This is a genomic window from Oceanobacillus rekensis, from assembly GCF_002153375.1.
GTDB classification, from domain to species: domain Bacteria; phylum Bacillota; class Bacilli; order Bacillales; family Amphibacillaceae; genus Oceanobacillus; species Oceanobacillus rekensis.
In genome coordinates this window covers 604,619-625,189 of sequence record NZ_MTBQ01000001.1, presented here as the reverse complement: position 1 = coordinate 625,189, position 20,571 = coordinate 604,619, and the positions used below count along the sequence as shown (strand labels likewise).

Here is a 20,571-nt window from a genome sequence, read left to right as displayed (position 1 = left end):
TTTGACTTCGATTTCTATATCTAGCTCTAATGACGGTTCCGTTTCCAACACTTCCTTTTCCTCAACGTGCTAATTTACTGTATTCACTGATTTGATCTTCCGTTATTTCATTGACGAAATGATAAAAGCTAACGGATTCCATTTCATATCTTTCACAAATAGACAAGTAACCACGATATGCTGCCAAACACATATTAATCATTATTTCTTCCTCCTCTTTGTTATATAACAGTTATTAAAATGTATCCATAATATATAACAGTTATTCATTTCTGTCAACAGTTATTTTTAGAATTATTTAACAACAAATTTTGGGGCTGAAATAAAGAAGAACATGGTGCCTTATAGATTATTTTGGACTTATCCGAAGTTGCAAGCATACACTTAATCATTTTTTCATGGATATTCCCATTCCCGTGAATGATTACTTTAGCAATGATTGAACCATAGAAAACGGTACATTATAGCCAGAATAGCAATGTGTATCTACTCTAATCCTTGGTCCTCGTGGCATCTCCGATATTTTAATCAACAGCATCATGTTTCATAAAAAAACTAAAAAAAGAGCCTTATCAATATTAATAAGACTCGTGACGCTCCCTTTGTCAGTGCAGAGAATTTAGGGATGCTGTTGAAAGGAGGACGTAATAAAGTTAATCCATATAGACACGACTGAGGAGAGGTAACTATCTTTACGACGTAAGATAGCCAAATTCCAATCTAATTCAGGATCGGTTATCTGAACAACAGCACATTTTGTGAGATCTGCATGTTCACAAATCGTTTCAGGAAGAATGCAAATGCCGTTTTCGGATGCCACCATCTTCATCATAAAATCCCATTGGCTGCTTTCTTGAATGATGATTGGTTCGAATCCAGCCTTAATACAAGCATTACGTACTTGATCATAAAGCGAAAAGTCTTGATTAAACATTAGGAATTCTTCTGCTTTTAATTCAGATAACGAAAGGCTTTTTCGATTGGAAAGTGGATGATGGATAGGCAACACAAGTTTTAACTTTCGTTCAACGATTGGGGTTACATCAAATATCTCTCTGTCAATAGGAAGAATGGTAATGCCTAGATCAATCTGACCATCAAGTATGGTTTGTTCAACTACCCGAGATCCTTCTTCTACAATAGTTAGCTTTATATTGGGATACTTCCTTCTAAAAGTAGCGATAATACTAGGAAAAAAACTAGAACCTATGACAGGCGGCAGCCCAAAGCGAATTTCTCCCGAATGTGCATGCTTTTGTTCGAATGCAACTTGGAGAAAATCTTCCATTTGGCGTAATACTTTTTTTGCGTATGGTAGAATCGCTTCTCCTTCCTTGGTAATTTGTAAATGGCGGGTTGAACGATTAAATAATAGAATTCCCAGTTCTTTCTCTATTGATTGAATAATCTTACTTAATGCAGATTGAGATATATGAAGATTTGAGCTCGCATGTGAGAAGTTTAGTTCCCTACAAACCTCTAAAAAACAACGAATTTGCTTGATGTCGATTGGTCGCACTCTCCCTTGTATTTTTAGTTATTCCATTTTAGAATATAGTTATTACATTAATTCATTTTACTTATTATTCAAAATTTAGTAAAGTGAAAGGTGGAAAACGATTACATATACTAGATTTAATAAACTAATAAGGGAGTGTGAAATTTGAGTGCAAAACAGGTAACGTCCATGTCAGAGATTATTGATGTCATTAAAGATGGTGACACCATAATTTCAGGTGGGTTCGGTCTTTGTGGTATACCCGAAAAAGCTATATTAGCATTAGCTGAGAAGGGGGTAAAAGATCTAACTATTGTGAGTAACAATTGCGGTGTGGATGATTGGGGACTTGGATTGTTGTTGAAAAATCACCAAATTAAGAAGATTATTGCTTCTTATGTCGGTGAAAATAAATTATTTGAGACGCAGTATCTAAATGGTGAACTTGAGGTTGAACTTTCCCCACAAGGAACGCTGGCGGAGCGAATTCGTGCTGGTGGGGCAGGGATTGCAGGGTTTTATACACCAACAGGATTCGGCACAGAGATTGCTGAAGGAAAAGAAGTAAAAGAAATGGATGGAAAGATGTATGTCTTAGAAAAGGCGATTAAAGGAGACGTTGCCCTTGTTAAAGCATGGAAAGGGGACCCTTACGGAAATTTGATCTACCGTCAGACAGCAAGGAACTTTAATCCATTAGCAGCTACAGCTGGAAAAATAACGATTGCGGAGGTTGAAGAACTTGTCGATGTGGGAGAATTAGATCCTAATTTCATCCACACACCAAGTATATATGTTCAGCATATTGTTGAAGGAAAATCATATGAAAAACGAATCGAAAAAAGAACAGTTCGTAAAAAACAGCTGAATTAGGGGGGATGCAATGTTAACGTCTCGTGAACGTATTATTAAACGGGCTTCTGAGGAAATTAAGGATGGAATGAATGTAAACTTAGGGATTGGTATGCCAACGTTGCTAGCGAATGAAATACCAGAGACAATCGATGTATTCCTTCAATCAGAAAATGGGTTGCTTGGTATTGGTCCCTATCCATATGCAGGGGAGGAGAATGCTGATTTAATAAATGCCGGGAAGGAAACAGTTACTGCTCGAGCTGGAGCTTCCTTCTTTGATAATGCCGAATCATTCGCAATGATAAGAGGAGGGCATATTGATCTTGCAGTTCTTGGTGGAATGGAAGTATCTGAAGATGGGGATTTAGCCAACTGGATGATTCCAGGAAAGATGGTCAAAGGCATGGGTGGCGCGATGGATTTAGTCCAAGGGGCTAAAAAAATTGTTATTATTATGGATCATGTCAATAAGCACGGCGAAACAAAAGTGCGAAAAGCATGTACATTACCCGTTACAGGACTCAAAGTCGTCGATCGATTGATAACGGACCGTGCTGTTTTTGATTTTACAAAGGATGGAATGGTATTAACAGAAATTCTTGGAAATGGAACAATCGATGACATCAAAGCATGTACTGAAGCATCATTTACTGTATCAAAAAAATTACTCGAAGGAGTGTCAAAAAATGACTGAAAAAATTGAAAATATCGTACTCGTACAACCTGTCCGTACCCCAATTGGAACTTTTCTTGGTTCACTAAAAAATGTATCAGCCGTTGAACTCGGTTCGCTTGTCCTTAAGGAGACCATTTCCCGTGCGAATCTACCGGTTGAAGAGATTGATGAAGTAATTATGGGTAATGTCTTGCAGGCAGGGCTTGGCCAAAATCCAGCAAGACTAGCTGCAGTAAAGGCTGGGATTCCTGAAAATGTATCAGCGATGACAATCAATAAGGTTTGTGGTTCGGGTCTAAAAGCAATACACCTTGCAGCACAGGCAATTTTAGCAGGTGATGCAGAAGTGGTTTTAGCCGGTGGTATGGAGAGTATGAGTCAAGCACCTTACTTAAGCAAGACAGCAAGACAAGGCATGAAAATGGGAGATCATAAGCTTGTTGACAGCATGGTTCAAGACGGTCTGACTTGTGGTATTCATGACATTCACATGGGAATAACTGCAGAGAATATCGTAGAAAAATATGAGCTAACACGTGAAGAGTTGGATGAATTTGCTGCTTTAAGTCAACAAAAAGCCGGAGAAGCTCAAGCACAAGGAAGACTGAAAGAAGAAATAGTGCCTGTTACTATTCCACAACGAAAAGGTGAAGCAATTATAGTGGATGAAGATGAACATATTCGTGCGAATACGACTGCTGAAGGGCTTGCGAAGCTTCGTCCGGCATTTAAGCGAGATGATGGGAAGGTAACAGCTGGAAATGCTTCTGGGATTAACGATGGTGCTGCAGCGATGATTGTTATGAGTGAGACGAAAGCAAAGGAGCTTGGCATTAAACCATTTGCTAGACTCAGAAGTAATGCAAGTAGCGGTGTTGACCCACGTATCATGGGAATTGGGCCTGTCCCAGCAACAAATAAGGCTTTAGAGAAAGCTGGTATTACAATAGATGAGATTGATTTAATCGAAGCGAACGAAGCCTTTGCATCACAGGCAATTGCTGTACAAAGAGAGTTAGGTTTTGAAAAAGAGAAACTAAATGTGAATGGTGGCGCCATTGCTTTTGGACACCCAATCGGAGCAAGTGGGACACGTATATTAGTCACACTACTTCATGAAATGCAGCGACGCGATAGCCAATTAGGACTTGCGACTCTCTGTATTGGTGGTGGACAAGGAGTAGCCACAATTGTTGAAAAGGTTTAACTACCTATTACTCTATCAAAATAGTAAATAAACCAGATTAAAAGCATTCGTATGAGCAAAATATCAATCTAGTAAAAAGCAGTGACTATTATGGAAAAACAACTTGTCATTATCACGGCAGCTAAAACTGTAGACTTTGAGACAAAAGACCATACTCCTTATTTACAAACGCCATTAGAAAGAGAAGTGGCGACACCAGATGAATCTAGAGAAATGATTAGATTAAACATAAAGAATCCTCTAAAATGAGAGTTTATGGTTGAATATTGAGGAGGTTTAAAAATGGTCGTAGAGTACCCGCTGAAAGTAAGATGGGGAGATACAGATGCTGCAGGGATTGTTTTTTATCCAAACTTTTATAAATGGATGGATGAAGCGACACATGAGTTTTTTTCGCATATCGGATACCCAACTTCTACGTTATATAAAGAGCAACAAATCGCAACGCCCTTACTTGAGACGAAATGCGAATTTAAAAGTCCGCTCTTTTTTGAAGATGAAGTTATAGTACGGAGTATTGTTACAGAGTTGCATCGAAAAGTATTCAAAATTAGCCATACGTTTATTAGAAAAGATGTTATGGTTGCAACAGGGTATGAACTTCGTGCTTGGACGTCGTTTAATGCTAAACCAAAAGCCACTCCAATCCCAGATGAAGTAAGAAATAAAATGATGCCTGAGAATACTGAAGAATTTAATGATTGATGATAGAACAAAATAAATGAAAGCACCTGCAGAGAGCCGGATTGGCTTGAACCAGGTGCTCTTTCATTATACATAGTATGGGTTTATGAAGACAAAAAGGTATAAGAAAAGTATCCTTCTTTCTATTAAATATTATCCCGTAAATTATTCTGATTATTTTGCCGCTTAGTGCCGAGGTATTGTTAGCATTTAACATAGGGCATAGCTGGTCTATTGCTTAGAAACTATTTACGGAAATCATTATTAAGATAAAATGTTAATGTTAATAGATTATCTACCTTAATAGGATTAACGATTGGGGTGGGGAGGTACATACTAATACAAGAGGCAGTTTAAAAACTAGAAAGGGGAGACAAGGTGAAAATAGACATTCGCGATAAAGCAGCTGAAGAATTATCCAAAGTTATATTCCAGGAAGGTGAAGGAATACGAATTCTTGCTGAGTTTGTAGGTACTTGCTCCATTGCAACAGACATAGAATTATCCATTGAAAAAGCGAAGGAAGATGATTCCATCATTACTGAAAAGGGGATTCGATTTTTTGTATCCAAAGTCTCGGTGGAATCCTTGCCAGAAGAGATTATTTTAGATTTCAAAAGTGGTTTGGGATTTAAGATTTCATCTAAAGAGGAAACACTTGGCTATAACTTTAAGTTAAATAAACATAAAAAGTAAGACAACTTTCATTTTGAAGGAATATTCAGAGCCAGTAAGAAGCATGGGGACGGTTCTGTGCAACAAACAGAACATACAAATTTCCTGAAATTTAAGAGCCTGTCCCAATTGCTTTAGTTTCTAAAGCGGTGAGGGCAGGCTCTTTTTTTGGGTGGTTCTCTCCGTTACTTTAAAGAGACTTGGAAGCAGGAGAAACGTCCCTATGCTTCCGTTATTATTCTAAATAGAAGCCTCATAAATGGATTTCACAGCTTTTTCCAGTGCGCTATCAAATGCTTCATCGGTTTGGCTGGCACTTAGATCCTGGCTTAAGGCTCTTGAGAAGCTAGCGATAAGACCGTCATTTGTTTTAAGCTTTTCATTTGCCACGTCTGTGGAATACCCACCAGAAAGTGCCACAACACGAACAACCTTAGGGTGATCGATCAATTCCTTATATAAATTTGCCTGTGTAGGAATCGTTAATTTCAACATGACAAGTTCGTCATTACTCAAGTTATCGAGATGGCTTCGTATTTCCGCTTTTAGAAGTTCTTCGCATTTTTCCTTTTCTGAGCTATTAATGTCTACTTCTGGTTCAATAATTGGGACCAGACCGGCAGCAATAATTTGTTTGCCGATTTCGAATTGTTGATCGACTACAGCTTTAATGCCTTCTTGGTCGGCTTCTTTGATTACAGAGCGCATTTTTGTGCCAAAAATATGACGTTCATTTGCACGCTTCAAGGTTTCGTCAAGATCAGTGATTGGTTTCATCAGCTGGACGCCGTTTGCTTCCTCAGCAAGTCCTTTATCGACTTTCAAAAAAGGTACAATGCCTTTCTTTTCAGCTAAGTAATCGCCAGTGTACATCCCTTCAATTTCACGATCCATCGTTTGTTCAAATAAAATGGCACCCAGAATATAGTCAGAATCAAATGCAGGTGAGGTAATTATTCGTGACCGCATTTTATGAACCAAATCGAACATCTCATCTTCACTAGAATATGCATCCTTTGAAATACCGTAAGCAGCAAGGGCCTTAGGTGTGCTGCCACCACTTTGGTCCAGTGCAGCGATAAAGCCTTTTCCGTTTTTGATCTTATCCAATTGATTTTGATTCATCATTTCCACTCCTCTACTGTGTTAATTTTATCTTCGCAATCTAATTGTAGCAATAATTTGAAAAATTTTATAGTTATATGCATAATTTTGTAATATCGCGAGGTATAATAGGATTATATTCAGAATGAAATGTCACCAAAAATTATTTAGTAATATAGTTTTCCGTATAAAATGGTTGTGAGTCCGTGCTGAATGCGACACCGACCGCAAGGGATTGGAAACCTTCATGCAATTTGTTTTCCCGATGACCGAGGGAATTCATTAATCCCTCATGGGCAAATATGCTGCTCGGTTGTCCTACAGCAAGATTTTCCCCTGCCATCCGATAAGCAATCGCATCCTCAGTCATTCGGTCAAAGGGGGATTGTCCCTCAAGATTTGTGTGGCCGAAATAGTTATTGTCAGCCATGTCAGTACTGTGATCGCGAGCCGTTTTTCTTACGGATTCTTCCCAAGATAATATGGGAAGGCCATGATTGACTCTTGCAGCATTGGTGAGATCGAATAATTGATATTCAAAACCTTCTTTTAGTTCTTTACTAGGTTTAGCAAAGTATTTTTCTTTTTGTTGTTCAAGTTCCTTGCTAATGATTAGAACTGCTGTTACTGTACTATCTTCATGCTTATCGTAAAAAATGGTTACATAATTATTATCGATATCAAACATATTATATTCTTGATTGTCTTGAATTTGATAGTTGACGAAACCTTTTCTAATGGAATTTAAAGGATCTGGTAACGTAGATAGTATAGATTCTCTTGAACTTTCAAATGTAATTCCATGTGTTGATGCTAGTAAGTCTTGATTTGTATATAAACCGATCACTTGATCTTGTTCATCATATGCTGCCATGAAAAAGTTTTGATAATTTTCATGGTAGCTCGCCCAATCAACCCCGTATTCATTAAGAGAAGATCTTTCGTGCTTTCCAACTTGTTGCTCCACTTCAGAACGCTCATCGCCTAGTTCAATATTATGAATGGAAAAGGATTGTTCAGAGGGGGGATCAAGATTGGGTTTCTCAAGATTAGGTTTTGTGGATTGTTCGTTCTTTTGCAGGCCTTCTGATAAATTATCATATAATTGTCGAAATTCTTGTTCTATCGTATCTATTGCACTAATAACTTTCGGGTTCTCTTTTATTCCATTGATATCGGAGCGAATGTCTTCATAAACACCCTGAAAACCGGACTGTGAGAAGGTGTCACCATAAAAATGCCAAATAGTCCCTACCACAAGTAATAAAGCGATAATATTCCATAATTTTGACAAAATCCCACTCCTGTCTATCTCTACTATTTCGTTATTCTTCTGTATTGTAGCAAGTTTTACCCATATGAACAAATGAAGCGGAAGCGATACTTTTAGATGTATAAAGGTATATTTATTACCAGTCTCTACAGATTTAATATTATTTAACAGTGGGCAGGCATCATTATTATGCCTGTGGTAAAATTTATATCAGGAGTTATCTCTAACATGCTTAATATTAAACCTAGTTATGGAGGTATTCACATGGACAAAACACAGAACAAAAAAATACTCATTCCCATATTCCTCATCATTTTCCTTTTTGCAGGTCTATTAGATTTAAAATACAAAGGATTATTTTATCGCTTATTGCCGAGTTCTTTACAATCTAATAGTGATACTTTTTTTAAATAATATGAAATCCAGCACCATGTACGTTTGCCCATCATCATGCATAAGATAAATTTATCATGTGTGAAGGGAAGAATATAAATGTACGTAAATAGTTGTCCATGTCCTTACTGTGTTCAAGCTTCAATGTATCATTACGGAAGACAGTCCATGTACTGGCTTGATTTACAAGATTATGGTAGACAGTCATATGTAGTGAATATAGAAGATGCTGCGAAGCAAAACAATACATTTCGTACTGCATTATGGACCGGTAATCATCTTCAGGTAACGTTAATGAGTATTGGTGTAGGAGAGGATATTGGTTTAGAAGTCCACCCAACGACTGATCAGTTCCTCCGTGTGGAAGAGGGGCAAGGAGTTGTCCAAATGGGTGATTCCAGAGATTATTTAGATTTCAGAGCACGTATTTTTGATAATTATGCCATCATGGTGCCTGCGGGGAAATGGCATAATCTCACGAATACGGGTGATAAGCCGCTCAAACTATATACCATCTACGCTCCACCTGAGCATCCATTTGGTACAGTTCATGAAACGAAAGCAGATGCAATGGCAGCTGAGCACCATTAGGAATAATTAAATAGAAGCAAGAAAACTCCACCAATATTTGAATTGGTGGTTTTTTTACTTATCGTTATTAGTGATGACCAATATATAAGTTATGCGACTAATTTGAAAGGGTACAGTAATTATACAATCATAATCTCTCACTAATGAGGAGGGAATAATAATGAGCAGGTAAGTCCTTGTCCAGTGATGATTATGAAGTAAAACCGTCCCTATGCTTTCAATAAATGAAAGAGTTGTAATTCTGTTTATGAATTGCACCTCTTGTTATCTTATGGGATTCCTCTAATTTATCGATTTGCTAAGTGACTCGAGTCTTACTTACCACATTACATTGCTCATTTTTTCAAAGTATAAATCATAATGTAGGGAACAGCTAGGATTGAATGCTGCATGACATTTAGGGCATGCGTAGCCACTATTCAAATACTCTTGTATCGTCAGTTTTTTTCCGCAAGATCCGCATAAAATGGCTTTTTCAAAAAATTTACTTTGTGGCCAAACTGACTTTTTGTTGCATCCATATTCCTGATGGCATTTGAAACATGGGAAATAGTCTCCACAACAATAAAACCTAATCGCAATTCTATCATTTTCTTTATGATAATGTTTACAACGAGTCTCAAGATCGGTTGCACCTTTTACTGTAATGCTATGAATTATCAAGTGAATCAACTCCTATCTATTAGCTAATGGTTTCCGGGTTTGTCATGTAATTCCACCATTTTTGCAATAAAACTCTGTTCATTGCGATAAGATTTTCACAGCTGCAAATATGGAAAACTATCTATTGGTAAAGTGAAAATCATTGATACACCGCAATTATCATAAAGGGAGCAAGTTTGTGATATTCGCTTCGACAGAATTCATCGTAACAAATAAATGCCAATTGTAAGACCAGGAGTAAAATGATTTTTTGGAATCAAATTTTTCGTCTCTGTTATATAATCATAGAGGAATTAAATAAGTAATGTCAATCAATTATTATATAAGTTGACATTATTGATAAATAAGATATTTTTCAACAGTTGTATTTTTATTCCTTGATTAGTGTTTAAGATAGTTAATTATTATGAGTGCCTGCCTTCATTATTGTGATAAGTAGTGGGTAGGTATCATTTTTAATAGAAGCCGTTTAAATCATTATATATAGGAAAAAATATTGAAGTATTACATTAGACTAGGAGATTACATGTTTAGTTGCTGCAACTCAGTAAATTTGAACCGCCTCATTTCTGCATAGGTTGCATCCGTGGGGAGTTTTTATAATTCGCAAAGATGGCCGGATTAAAAGCCTTAATGACCCTAACTTACATATTGTTATATGTTAAAACAACTTTAAGATATACTATTAGGAACAAGGGGCGATTCTCTTGCTTCCACAATTATTTATTTGTTCGATTTTTATTCTTTTTAATTTATGAATGACCTAAAACTTTAATGGATGAGGGACATCACTCCTGACCTTATAGTTCCACAACAAAAAACGAAAGTAGGTAGTTAAATGCTAAGAAAACTTACCAAAAATGTACATTATATGCCCCATTATTCTGAAACGGATCGTCCGACACTCGGTTTGATTTCTGGTGATAATTATAGTTTAATCGTTGATTCGGGGAATTCACCTGCACATGCAAGCGACTTTCTTGAATTGGTCGATAAGATGGATATCTCACCGGTGAAGTTTGTTACCATTACTCATTGGCACTGGGATCACATCTTTGGCATGAAAACGATGGATTTATTAACGATAAGTCATAAGGATACGAAAGAGAGAATAGAATATCTGAAAACTTTAAAATGGGATGATGCTTCATTAAATAGGCGTGTTGAGACTGGAGAAGAAATTGAATTTTGCAGTGAGATGATGAAACGTGAGATGCCTACACGTGATCATTTGGAATTAAAGGTGCCGGATTTAGCATTTAATCATAAAATTGAAATTGATTTAGGTGGCGTAACTTGTGTGATGGAACATGTAGGAGGCGTCCATGCCGGGGATTCAGCCATTATCTATATTCCTGAGGAAAAGGTAATATTCCTAGGTGACTGCATTTATCAAGATTTCTACAGCGGGGACTGGAGTTATGATTTGGAAGAATTCAACATCCTGGTAAATAAAATCAAAAGATATGATGTAAATTACTATGTAACAGGCCACCAAGATCCGAAAACACATGAAGAAATGGATAGCTTTTTTGATGAGCTAATAAGTATCGGTGAAATTGTGGGGAAAGAAGTTTCGCTTGATAAAGCTTTAACCAAATTTAAGGAAGTACAAAAGACAATGCCAAATGAAGACCAGGTGGAGTTTATCCAAAACTTTGTGAGCGGTAATCAAAAGAAACAGAGAAACTAAGAAGGAAGCATGGGGACGGTTCTTTTGCTTCCGAAATTATTTATTGTAAGATGCAGAGGAACCTTATACGATCCAAGCAAAAAAAGTCTGACCGAGCGGGAAGGGCCCAGGCAGACTTTTATCAATCTATTCGTTTAACTTAAAACCAAGCTGCACCTACAATAATGAGTAGGATAAACAATACAACAATTAGGGCAAATCCATTGCCAGCACCGTAACCAGTTCCACCGACAGGCCCGCCATAGCTATAGCCATGGTCACATCCGCATCCAGCAACAGGTCCGCCGTGTCCGTATCCGCCAACTTCAGGTCCAAATCCAAATCCCATATATATCTCTCCTAACATAAATTTTTTAGTCTATTCTTAAATTTTAATATCCATATCCACCATGTCCGCCAAAAGATGCGCCGACAATAATTAAAAGGATAAATAACACGACTACAAAGGCAAAACCTCCACCATACCCAGTACCAGTTGTTTCGCTCATAACTATCACCCCCATTAATTAACATATGGAAAGACCCAGAATGTGACAGGGCGCAGACATGCAGTTTTTATTTTTGTGATATGTTTAGGAGGTTCAGGCATGTGTCGATTAATCAATTATAGGAAGCAAGAGAACCGCCCCGTGCTTCCTCTTCTTCTGTGTTTATATGGATTCAAGCATTTGTTTCTCAAGCAAAATGTGTGGGGGACAGGAATGTTAAAAACCCCTAATAAGATGTATATCCTATTAGGGGTTTTTTTAAATTCTCTTGTATATCTTTACGGTTTTTCTTAAATAGTTTGGATAGTACTTCATAAACAAGTGGGACGATAATTAACGTTAATATCGTTGAACTTGCAAGACCACCAATTACTGTAATACCAAGACCTTTGGAAACTAAACCGCCAGCACCGGAACCAATTGCAAGTGGGATTAATGCGCCAATAGTTGCCAGGGCTGTCATTAGAATTGGACGGAGACGTGTTGCACCAGCTTCCAGAATCGCATTACGCATTGTAAGACCATCACGTTCCATCCGGATAATCCGGTCCACAAGCACAATGGCATTCGTTACAACAATACCGATTAACATGAGTAGTCCCATCATGACAGATACGGAAATTGTTTCGCCTGCAATCAGTAGACCTACCAATGAGCCGATCACTGCAAATGGCAGGGAGAACAGAATTGCAAATGGTGCGACACCTTCACTAAATGTTACAACTAGAATGAAGTAAACAATCGCAATGGCTGCAAGCATTGCTACTCCAAGTTGTGTAAATGTTTCGGTCATGTCTGCTGCTACACTAGCAACACCGATTTCTACACCTTCTGGTAATTCCAGATCTTCAATCGCAGCATCGACTTCAGATGTTGCGATTGAAATATCATCGTCTAGAATGGTTCCTGAAACAGTTGCATAGTACTCATTGTTACTCCGAGATAGCGTATTTAATGTTGTATCTTCCTCAACTGTTACCAAATCAGAAAGCGGCAAGGTTGTTCCAGGTGCTGCAGGGATCGCTATAGACATCTCCAGCAGTTCATCAATGGATGTTGGTGCTGCTTCCTGTTCCTGTTGCACAATGACATCCAATGTTTCGCCATCTTTTTCAACAGTTGTAACAACATCAGGTGTTGAAGTAGTGCTTAACATGCCTACGATCTGTCCAGTCGTCAATCTGTACTGAAGCAGTTCGTCTTGATCGATTTTAAGTACATGTTCCACAAAAGCGTCTTCTGTACTTGATGAACCATCTTCCAGTCTGTCATTTTCATTCATAACATCTTCAACCATGGAAACACCTTTATTCAGGCTGTCGAGGTCTTCACTATAGAATGTATAGCTGACTTCGTTTGTTGCCATTGCCATGGAAGAGAAGTCCTGACTGATCCATTCACCGGATTGGTCAATAGTTGTTACGTACTCTTTAATTTCATCGCGAACTTCTGGGAAATCCTCCATGTCAGGATCAAAGATAAGGTACATTAATGCACCGTCTCCGCCCATCATAGCGGCTGTTGGGTCTGCAGAATCATTAACAGATAACTGAACAATATCAATATCTTTACGTTTCAATAATTCGTCTTCGACCACTGCAATGTTTTCCAGTGTATCTTCCATTAATTCACCTGTTCCAGGCGAATAGGTTAAATACATTACTTTTTCTTCTTCTTCACTGCCAAGGAAACTAATGCCGATTAAAGGTGTTAGCAACAAGCAACCCATCAATGAGCCGAGCAGTTATAAAAGGACTACTTACAAACATCAAACATCACCCCCATTGTAAATGGACCACCTATATACTAACTAACTATTTCGAAAGGAAGCGCGGGGACGGTTTTTTTGCTTCCGAAAATTGAACAGCATACGAACCACCGCGCTAGAGGGCAAAGATGCTTTTAAACTTAGGTACTGTGGAACCTGGATTAAAGATTTATCTTGTTAGAGGTTGGTAATATAATACTTTGTTGAAGGGAGCAGGAGTAGAACTGTCTCCATGCTTCCGATGTTTTATTATATTAGTAGTAGGGTAGATTTTAAGGGAGGCAATAGAATATCGTACTACGGAAGGATGTTTCATATGAGTCAAAAATTTGATGAGTTAAAACAGAAGCTTAAGAATGTAGACAAAGCTAAAGCGGGTCAATTGGTTAAAGAGATTAAGCAGGCTCGTGATGATGGTGAAATTGATGAGAATGAAAAGAATGATCTACTTAATTCAGCAAAATCGATGGTAGGAGATTTGGATATCGGTGGATTTTTTAATAAATAAGAAGCATGCTGGTGTATGAATGCACCAGCACTTTTTATGAAATGACTTAGTTGAGAGGTATGGGATGTGAGAAGTCACTACTATAGATTTAAACGAGGTTTAGGTATAAAATATAGTTTTGCAGAAAGGAATAAATATTACTCCACTCTTTAAAATTAGTTAAAATCACCATTCAAATAGATTGTATGAAGTTCCATATTAAAAGAGAGCTATATATCCTATACTTACTATATGCAAAGATTTTATCGTTTATTGGTTACTACTTTACTTTGAATTCCGTGCCATAAATGATATATCCTTGGTTATAATAAAAAAATACGCTAGTACTTTCTATATAGCACAATTGGAAATCAATTAAAGTGAAACGTATTTTAAACGGACAGGGAATAAAAATTGTTCGATTTCAAATGGCAGTTGGTAGCTTTCGGCATGAAAGAGCGGTTAGAATTGACAAGCAGGTACCATTTTTATAAAGGAAGCACAAGAACCGTCCTCATGCTTCCATTCTGAAAGAAGTGATTTGTTTGGGTGGTAATAAGGGGGGAAGGGCATCTGTTGTCCCTTCCATTGTTAAGCAGGCTTTGGCAGTGAATCGGAGGCCGTTTCCGTGGCTGAAGGCATTTTCAGCCGGGTTAGCTGCAAGTCTACCGATTATTATTGGGTTATTATTTGGAAATCTGGAATATGGATTAATAGCTGCGTTGGGTGGTTTTACATATCTTTACGTATTTAACATTCCATATGCACAACGGGCTAAAAAATTATTTTTCGTTGTTCTTGGTATGATGTTGGTCACCGCATTGGGAACAGTTGCCGCTCCGTATCCACTGGCGGTAGCAGTTTTGATGGGACTTATTGGGGCAATCGTTATTTTTATCTTTGGTGCTTTACGGATTGCGGGACCTTCTGCTATCTTTTTTGTATTGGTTTTCTCAATGACAACAGGGATGCCAGTCGATCCGGGAGAAGTGCTATTGCGTGCTGGTCTCGTTTTCCTTGGTGGAAGTTTGTCATGGATTATCGCGATGATTGGTTGGTTTTTTGATCCACATGGCCCGGAAAAAGATGTCATAAAGCGCGTTTATTTCGAGTTGGCTGCATTTCTTGATTCCGTTGGTACAGAAGAAAATGCTACGGCCAGGCAGCGGATGATGTCCGTTTTACATGAAGCGGATGAAACACTTGCAGCAGGTTATATATCATGGCGGGAAACAGAAATATTTAAACGTCTATATGTGTTAAAAGATCATGCAAACACAATTTTTATGTATGCACTGGATAACTTTTCGGAAAGTAGGGAAAAGTTACCGCCCGAACTGGGTGATACTATTCGAGGATTTGCCGTTTCGATTGATCAGAAGAAGGGTGAAAGTGTTTCTGGAAAGATTCTTCAACCTAATGAAATGGATGAAAATGTTAGTCGATTGTTTGCAAAAATTTACGATGCAGATGCGATCATGAATGAACCGACGGGAAAAATTAATCAGGCGATTCAAATTTCCAAATTATCACCTAAGACTATTTTTGGAGGAGCCTTTGATAAAAATTCGATTGTATTCATTACATCTTTACGCTTTGGTTTTGTTACAATGATTGCTGCAATTATCGCCTTCCAATTAGATTTGGAACGCTCGTATTGGGTGCCTTTATCCTGTGTGGCAGTCATGTCGGGTGCTACGATTATTTCCACATACAATCGTGCCATTCAACGAGCGCTTGGTACGGTGATAGGAATTCTAGTTGCCAGTTTGATTCTTGCGATGCACCCTTCAGGATACTTGATTGCCTTCTTGATTTTAATATTAACGTCCATAACAGAGTTGTTTATCGTGAAAAATTATGGATTAGCTGCATTGTTTTTCACGCCGAATGCATTACTGATGGCGGAAAGTACAACACAAGGCAGTTATAACTTTGCTTATTTTGCCTCCGCTAGAATTGTTGACGTTATAATCGGTATATTGATTGGTCTGATTGGTGTATGGTTAATTGGAAGGAAGTCTGCTTCTAGTCGTCTTCCACATTTAATAACGAAAACGGTTCGAAGTCAGGCACAGTTATTATTAGTCCTTTTCTCTAATCAAGGAGAAGGGTTTCAGGCAAGGGAAAGTAGAGAATTACGGAAAATGCGCACAAATCTCACTAATTTAGAAACATTGTATCAAACAGCATCTGGCGAGATTCCAGTCAACCGTAAGTCATTGGATTATTATTGGCCGGTTACCTTTTCCATCACACAGTTAGGATATCTTTTAGAAGATTGCGCAAAGGCAACTGAACGTCCTGTTCTTTCAGATGAAGCACTTGCCCAATTGCTTTACGTCTGTGAAATGATGGCAAATGCAGCAATTCGAAAACGCTCACCGTCGATAAAAAATATCCCTGAGATTGAAGGGTTTCCAAGTATACAAAAATATCTACTTAAATTACAAAAGGCACTACAAATGGACCGGAATGTTACCCTGTAAATAAAAACTGTAAACCCTTGATTAGTAAGGTTTACAGTTTTCTTAATTTATTTTATGGGACCGTTCGTAACCGCGGTAAGTTTGGAATTGATGGCGAATATTTTTGCGTTAACATCAGTTACTCCGAATCCAGCCAGTCTTTTTGTATGCATTTCTAAGTAGCTTTCCGCTGTTTCTTTTGTTTCGAAAGTATAAATTCCACCAGCTTGGTTTGTTTCAGGGCTTTCTGTCCAGATTTTCCACAGAAATCCTTCTTCCTCATTGATACTTTTTGCTAAATCATGAAATGCATCTGCCATTTCATCACCAAATGGCCCTTCCAATTTAAAATCAACTTGTAAGACATATGCCATTATAGATTCTCCTCATGCGTTTGTTTCTTTATAAAATATGTTTCTCCAAGAATTTCCTTTGCTTGAAAATCATCTGATGGAAGCTCTTTTTCAATATATGCGCTAATATCCGCTTGTTCAATATCATACATGACTTCAATCTCTTTTGAAAATAGAAGTTTTTCTTTTTCAAGCAAGCTTGGAAGTGCTGGTTGTAATTTTGGTTGAATTTCTGCTGTATCGAGAACTTGCTCAAGCCCTGCAACATAGGATTCAAGTGCGCGACCTCCAACAATTTTTACGCCTTTATTTTCCGAATTGATCATAATAATTGATGGGAATCCTCTTGCACCTAGTTTTGCAGCGAGTGCGAAATCTTCATTTAGTAACTGCTTTGTGCTTGGTAGTTCTGCTTCTCTAATAATAGCTTCTCCGTCGAGACCTAGATCACTTACGATTTCAACTAAAATGGATTTCTCTGCAATATTTTGATTAAAAGCAAAAAGTGCTTCTCTTACGCGACGTAAATAGACACTTGCCAATTCTTCGTTTTGTTTTTGAATGACCTTAAATACACGGGATGGGGGAAAGGATGACTGAACAGGGTTGTCAATCATGAGTGACCCATCAATCGGCATACGTGTTTGTACGCCAACTTCTCTCCAATGTCCAGCAACATCTGCCGGTTTATAGATTCCGTTTGCAGGATCAATTGGACCGTCATGCCATTTTTCAAGCAATCCTCCCATGACCGTATGAAAATTAAAATGATCGCCATACTGTTCGGTGAAACGACGGAGAACTGGCTCCAGTGCCCAGCAATGTGAACAGATTGGGTCTGTCACATAATAAACATCAATTGTTTTCTTGGGCTGATTGAAATCAATGATCTCCATTTCCTCATCTCCAGCTACACCACATACGCCTGTTTCCATGTCGCAAATCATATTATTTTTGATCGTCAATTTATTATTCCTCCCTTTCTATTGGAATTTCTACATTCATATACTGCTTAGCCCATTTTTGAATTGGCTTTAGACTGTCGGCCAGGGTTCTGCCTTTTTCAGTTAATTGATACGAAATTGTAACAGGGGAAGTCCCGTCAACTAATTTTTCAATTAATTGGTATTCCGCAAGCTCTGTTAGTTTCAGGGACAGTGCTCTGGATGTAATTCCTGTTAAATCACGCTTGATATCTGAAAAGTGGGCAGTGTTATCAGTACATAAGGATAAGTAATGGATGAGTTGGCCATTCCACTTTTTCCCAATTATTTGAAAGGAGGCTTCAATATAAGGACAAGCCTTCATTTTTACCACCTCTTTGTATAGATTATAACAAGTATAAAAAATATATCAAGTATAAAATGTATACTTTTTTAGGAAATCATAATTAGCTTGGTAAAGGATGATGTCTGTGTGCTATGATAACTTTTACGGAAGATAAAACAAGGAGAGGGAGTATAGAATTGAAAAATCTAAACCGCGTACTTATTTTAATGGCTTTAATATTGTTTATAAGTGCATGTAGTGATACTGCTAATAATAAGACGGAAAGTGAAAACGATGAAAGTACAACGGATAAAAGGTGGGAAGAAATCCAGGGAGCAGGGGAGATTGTTATAGGGACATCGGGTACGTTATTCCCTGCATCCTATTATGAAGATGGCAGTGACCGTTTAACGGGTTATAGTGTTGAGATAATGCGAGAAGTAGCTGAACGTCTGGAGTTGAACATCTCCTTCGAAATAATGGGGAGTGACAGTATGCTGCCAGCGATTCAAAGTGGGAGGGTGGATGTTGCTATCAATGACATCGAACCCACTGAGAAGAGGAAAGAAGAGTTCAATTTTAGTGATCCCTATAAATATTCCTATACGACAATGGTAGTCCGCAAAGATGATAATTCAGGAATAAATTCATTGGAAGATTTGGCAGGGAAAAAAGCTGGCGGAGCAGCAACAACTGTACACAGTCAGATTGCTGAACGCTTTGGAGCAGAGGTTGTTACATACGGCAATGCTCCGAATGAAGCCTATTTACGTGATGTACACAACGGCCGAACAGATGTAGTAATCAATGATTATTATCTGCAGAAATTTGGTATTGCGGAATTTCCGGAATTTGATATCCATTTACACCCTGATTTAAAATTCCGACCGACTGAGCAGGCGATCGCGATTCCAAAAGATGCGGATCAACTAACAGTGGAAATAAATAACGTACTACAAGACATGCGGGACGACGGTACCCTGTCAGAATTGGCTATTCAATTCTTTGAAGAAGATGCCTCGCAAAAACCGAATGTAGAAATCAAAGAGATCGAAGGTCTGGATTTATAAGTAGATGGAAGCACGGGGACATTCCTCTTGCTTCCATCCCGTTAATTATGGAAGCAAGAGAATGTCCTGATGCCTTCCTTAATTGAGTTCTCTTACTATGGTGTTTGAAACTTGGTCATGGGGAAGTATGGAACCTTCTTGTTTTTCAAATCCTTTGTGGTCTTTTAAGTAATCAAATGTACTCAGCGTATCGCGGTAGGCCATGCGCTTGATAATCTGACTGGGTGTCAGTTCAGAGCCATCTATATTGTCCAGTACTAGCCCCATTTTTTTGTACCCAAATGTTTGTCCACATTTCCGCATCTGTGCATATTCAAGTGACCATAAAACTGCCGTTGGAGTAACTAACGCATGAAATGCCTCGTTTTTCACTTTCTTTCTCAGTAAATACTCTACACCCGCCGTAACTGCAGTTGAAATAGCTAAATCTATGAAAATCGCTTTTGTCCGTTTCTTTGTAATGAATTCCATAAAACTTCCTCCTTAATTTTTTCTTTAACTATAACTATAACTATAACTCTTATACGAATATTGAACAAATAGGTTTCATTTACCAGACTAGAAAACCAAAGCTAATGGGAGAGGTATTTAATGGAGTTTGTCGATATCCTTATACTTGGACAAATTCCGGTCGAGGATTTGGTTTTTAGCGAAAAGATCACATTACCTTGGTATAATAATAATCACTACTATAATAAGGGGATATTCTATGAATAATAAAGTTAGTAAAAGTAAAGAGGTTGATCAGTATATTCTGGATTTGCCAAATGATATTCGAAAGATTACAGATTCTTTAAGGGAAATTATTCTTAATTCCGCACCAGAACTTATTGAAGAGTATAAATGGTCTATGCCGAATTATTCGTACAATGGTTTAGTTTGCTATCTGCAAACAGCCAAGCAACATGTTAATTTTGGCTTTCATAAAGGTAATGAACTTCAAGAAAAGGACAACAATAATTTATTCCAAGGTACAGGAAAAACAATGAGACATATTAGAATAAAAAAGATGGAAGATATTAGACCAGAAGTTTTTACCAATCTGATTCAAGCTGCAATAGCATTGAATGAGAAGTGATACAATTGCTTAATAAAAAATTGATGCATTCTCTAATAAAGAAATGTATCGATTTTTTATTATGTTATTCCCAAATTTCTTTAGACAAGTCTACAATGAATTTCAATTTCTCCCATTGCTGCTCTTCCGTTAATTTATTGCCGTGGTGTGTTGAGGCAAATCCACATTGTGGGCTGATGCAAAGCTGTTCCAATGGCAAATATTTGGAAGCCTCCCTGACACGGTTAATGATTACTTCATACATGGTAACATTCAAAATCTATCACTTGCTATAGCTT

23 protein-coding genes and 3 pseudogenes are annotated in these 20,571 nt (G+C 37.8%); 13 read left to right on the top strand and 13 right to left on the bottom strand.

Annotated elements, in window-relative coordinates; genetic code table 11:
- Nucleotides 1-61 precede the first annotated feature (61 nt).
- Both BV906_RS19325 and BV906_RS03215 read right to left on the bottom strand, forming a co-directional pair.
- The gene (locus BV906_RS19325; protein ID WP_176330224.1) at nucleotides 62-202 is read right to left on the bottom strand and encodes a hypothetical protein; all 141 of its coding nucleotides are present in this window, start codon (nucleotides 200-202) and stop codon (nucleotides 62-64) included.
- A 417-nt stretch (nucleotides 203-619) separates the two neighbouring features.
- Complete coding sequence (locus tag BV906_RS03215; RefSeq protein ID WP_087972014.1) at nucleotides 620-1,519, bottom strand: LysR family transcriptional regulator; 900 nt, start codon at nucleotides 1,517-1,519, stop codon at nucleotides 620-622.
- Nucleotides 1,520-1,663: 144 nt separating this feature from the next.
- On the opposite strand from BV906_RS03215, the gene BV906_RS03210 reads away from it, so the two are divergent.
- From BV906_RS03210 to BV906_RS03190, 6 genes are all read left to right on the top strand, one after another.
- Nucleotides 1,664-2,371, top strand: a complete 708-nt coding sequence (locus BV906_RS03210) for a CoA transferase subunit A (protein ID WP_281254104.1) — start codon at nucleotides 1,664-1,666, stop codon at nucleotides 2,369-2,371.
- Nucleotides 2,372-2,381: 10 nt separating this feature from the next.
- Nucleotides 2,382-3,047 (top strand): 3-oxoacid CoA-transferase subunit B, encoded by a 666-nt coding sequence (locus BV906_RS03205; protein ID WP_087972013.1) that lies wholly within the window; start codon nucleotides 2,382-2,384, stop codon nucleotides 3,045-3,047.
- Nucleotides 3,040-4,236 carry an acetyl-CoA C-acetyltransferase gene (locus tag BV906_RS03200; RefSeq protein WP_087972012.1) on the top strand — a complete coding sequence of 399 codons (1,197 nt, stop codon included), beginning with the start codon at nucleotides 3,040-3,042 and terminating at the stop codon, nucleotides 4,234-4,236. The genes BV906_RS03205 and BV906_RS03200 overlap by 8 nt, the downstream gene beginning before the upstream one ends.
- 90 nt (nucleotides 4,237-4,326) lie before the next feature.
- On the top strand, nucleotides 4,327-4,485 hold the full coding sequence (locus BV906_RS19085; RefSeq protein WP_140321947.1) for a 3-keto-5-aminohexanoate cleavage protein: 159 nt from the start codon (nucleotides 4,327-4,329) through the stop codon (nucleotides 4,483-4,485).
- A 33-nt stretch (nucleotides 4,486-4,518) separates the two neighbouring features.
- On the top strand, nucleotides 4,519-4,941 hold the full coding sequence (locus tag BV906_RS03195) for an acyl-CoA thioesterase (protein ID WP_087972011.1): 423 nt from the start codon (nucleotides 4,519-4,521) through the stop codon (nucleotides 4,939-4,941).
- A 357-nt stretch (nucleotides 4,942-5,298) separates the two neighbouring features.
- Complete coding sequence (locus BV906_RS03190; RefSeq protein ID WP_087972010.1) at nucleotides 5,299-5,616, top strand: iron-sulfur cluster biosynthesis family protein; 318 nt, start codon at nucleotides 5,299-5,301, stop codon at nucleotides 5,614-5,616.
- Nucleotides 5,617-5,835: 219 nt separating this feature from the next.
- On the opposite strand, the gene BV906_RS03185 is transcribed toward BV906_RS03190, so the two are convergent.
- Nucleotides 5,836-6,720 carry a fructose bisphosphate aldolase gene (locus BV906_RS03185; protein WP_087972009.1) on the bottom strand — a complete coding sequence of 295 codons (885 nt, stop codon included), beginning with the start codon at nucleotides 6,718-6,720 and terminating at the stop codon, nucleotides 5,836-5,838.
- A gap of 142 nt (nucleotides 6,721-6,862) precedes the next feature.
- The gene (locus tag BV906_RS03180; protein WP_087972008.1) at nucleotides 6,863-7,993 is read right to left on the bottom strand and encodes a CAP domain-containing protein; all 1,131 of its coding nucleotides are present in this window, start codon (nucleotides 7,991-7,993) and stop codon (nucleotides 6,863-6,865) included.
- Between the two features lie 516 nt (nucleotides 7,994-8,509).
- Between BV906_RS03180 and BV906_RS03170 the strand changes: the two genes are divergently transcribed.
- The gene (locus tag BV906_RS03170; protein ID WP_245843859.1) at nucleotides 8,510-8,956 is read left to right on the top strand and encodes a cupin domain-containing protein; all 447 of its coding nucleotides are present in this window, start codon (nucleotides 8,510-8,512) and stop codon (nucleotides 8,954-8,956) included.
- Between the two features lie 318 nt (nucleotides 8,957-9,274).
- Here the strand turns inward: BV906_RS03170 and BV906_RS03165 are convergent, their stop codons facing one another.
- Complete coding sequence (locus BV906_RS03165; protein ID WP_342744337.1) at nucleotides 9,275-9,619, bottom strand: CHY zinc finger protein; 345 nt, start codon at nucleotides 9,617-9,619, stop codon at nucleotides 9,275-9,277.
- Nucleotides 9,620-10,457: 838 nt separating this feature from the next.
- On the opposite strand from BV906_RS03165, the gene BV906_RS03160 reads away from it, so the two are divergent.
- On the top strand, nucleotides 10,458-11,312 hold the full coding sequence (locus BV906_RS03160; protein ID WP_087972005.1) for an MBL fold metallo-hydrolase: 855 nt from the start codon (nucleotides 10,458-10,460) through the stop codon (nucleotides 11,310-11,312).
- A 139-nt stretch (nucleotides 11,313-11,451) separates the two neighbouring features.
- On the opposite strand, the pseudogene BV906_RS20200 reads toward BV906_RS03160, so the two are convergent.
- The 3 genes and pseudogenes from BV906_RS20200 to BV906_RS03145 form a co-directional block, all read right to left on the bottom strand.
- Nucleotides 11,452-11,526: pseudogene (locus BV906_RS20200) on the bottom strand (YjcZ family sporulation protein); the annotation flags it as partial.
- Between the two features lie 157 nt (nucleotides 11,527-11,683).
- Entirely contained in the window at nucleotides 11,684-11,800 is a 117-nt protein-coding gene (locus BV906_RS03150; RefSeq protein ID WP_087972003.1) for a YjcZ family sporulation protein, read from the bottom strand.
- Nucleotides 11,801-12,026: 226 nt separating this feature from the next.
- Nucleotides 12,027-13,532, bottom strand: a pseudogene (locus BV906_RS03145) (efflux RND transporter permease subunit); the annotation flags it as partial.
- A gap of 352 nt (nucleotides 13,533-13,884) precedes the next feature.
- Between BV906_RS03145 and BV906_RS03140 the strand changes: the two are divergent.
- Both BV906_RS03140 and BV906_RS03135 read left to right on the top strand, forming a co-directional pair.
- Complete coding sequence (locus BV906_RS03140) at nucleotides 13,885-14,076, top strand: hypothetical protein (protein WP_087972164.1); 192 nt, start codon at nucleotides 13,885-13,887, stop codon at nucleotides 14,074-14,076.
- Between the two features lie 524 nt (nucleotides 14,077-14,600).
- Nucleotides 14,601-16,544 carry an FUSC family protein gene (locus tag BV906_RS03135; protein ID WP_245843807.1) on the top strand — a complete coding sequence of 648 codons (1,944 nt, stop codon included), beginning with the start codon at nucleotides 14,601-14,603 and terminating at the stop codon, nucleotides 16,542-16,544.
- Between the two features lie 47 nt (nucleotides 16,545-16,591).
- On the opposite strand, the gene BV906_RS03130 is transcribed toward BV906_RS03135, so the two are convergent.
- From BV906_RS03130 to BV906_RS03120, 3 genes are read right to left on the bottom strand one after another with little or no spacing between them, the layout of a single operon-like run.
- Nucleotides 16,592-16,897 carry a monooxygenase gene (locus BV906_RS03130; protein WP_087972001.1) on the bottom strand — a complete coding sequence of 102 codons (306 nt, stop codon included), beginning with the start codon at nucleotides 16,895-16,897 and terminating at the stop codon, nucleotides 16,592-16,594.
- Nucleotides 16,897-17,835, bottom strand: coding sequence for a DsbA family protein (locus tag BV906_RS03125; RefSeq protein ID WP_245843857.1), 939 nt, complete (start codon nucleotides 17,833-17,835; stop codon nucleotides 16,897-16,899). Before BV906_RS03125 ends, BV906_RS03130 begins: the two co-directional genes overlap by 1 nt.
- A gap of 10 nt (nucleotides 17,836-17,845) precedes the next feature.
- Complete coding sequence (locus tag BV906_RS03120; RefSeq protein WP_087972000.1) at nucleotides 17,846-18,184, bottom strand: winged helix-turn-helix transcriptional regulator; 339 nt, start codon at nucleotides 18,182-18,184, stop codon at nucleotides 17,846-17,848.
- A gap of 158 nt (nucleotides 18,185-18,342) precedes the next feature.
- On the opposite strand from BV906_RS03120, the gene BV906_RS03115 reads away from it, so the two are divergent.
- Nucleotides 18,343-19,215, top strand: a complete 873-nt coding sequence (locus BV906_RS03115; RefSeq protein WP_087972162.1) for a transporter substrate-binding domain-containing protein — start codon at nucleotides 18,343-18,345, stop codon at nucleotides 19,213-19,215.
- A 78-nt stretch (nucleotides 19,216-19,293) separates the two neighbouring features.
- Here BV906_RS03115 and BV906_RS03110 read toward each other — a convergent pair whose 3' ends face one another.
- Nucleotides 19,294-19,686: an RDD family protein gene (locus BV906_RS03110; RefSeq protein ID WP_087971999.1), complete on the bottom strand. Its 393-nt coding sequence runs from the start codon at nucleotides 19,684-19,686 to the stop codon at nucleotides 19,294-19,296.
- A 120-nt stretch (nucleotides 19,687-19,806) separates the two neighbouring features.
- Between BV906_RS03110 and BV906_RS19990 the strand changes: the two genes are divergently transcribed.
- Together BV906_RS19990 and BV906_RS03105 are read left to right on the top strand one after the other, a co-directional pair.
- Nucleotides 19,807-19,932, top strand: a complete 126-nt coding sequence (locus tag BV906_RS19990; RefSeq protein ID WP_281254103.1) for a hypothetical protein — start codon at nucleotides 19,807-19,809, stop codon at nucleotides 19,930-19,932.
- Nucleotides 19,925-20,293: a DUF1801 domain-containing protein gene (locus BV906_RS03105; protein WP_087971998.1), complete on the top strand. Its 369-nt coding sequence runs from the start codon at nucleotides 19,925-19,927 to the stop codon at nucleotides 20,291-20,293. Before BV906_RS19990 ends, BV906_RS03105 begins: the two co-directional genes overlap by 8 nt.
- 64 nt (nucleotides 20,294-20,357) lie before the next feature.
- On the opposite strand, the pseudogene BV906_RS03100 reads toward BV906_RS03105, so the two are convergent.
- Nucleotides 20,358-20,528: pseudogene (locus BV906_RS03100) on the bottom strand (5-methyltetrahydropteroyltriglutamate--homocysteine S-methyltransferase); the annotation flags it as partial.
- Nucleotides 20,529-20,571 lie beyond the last annotated feature (43 nt).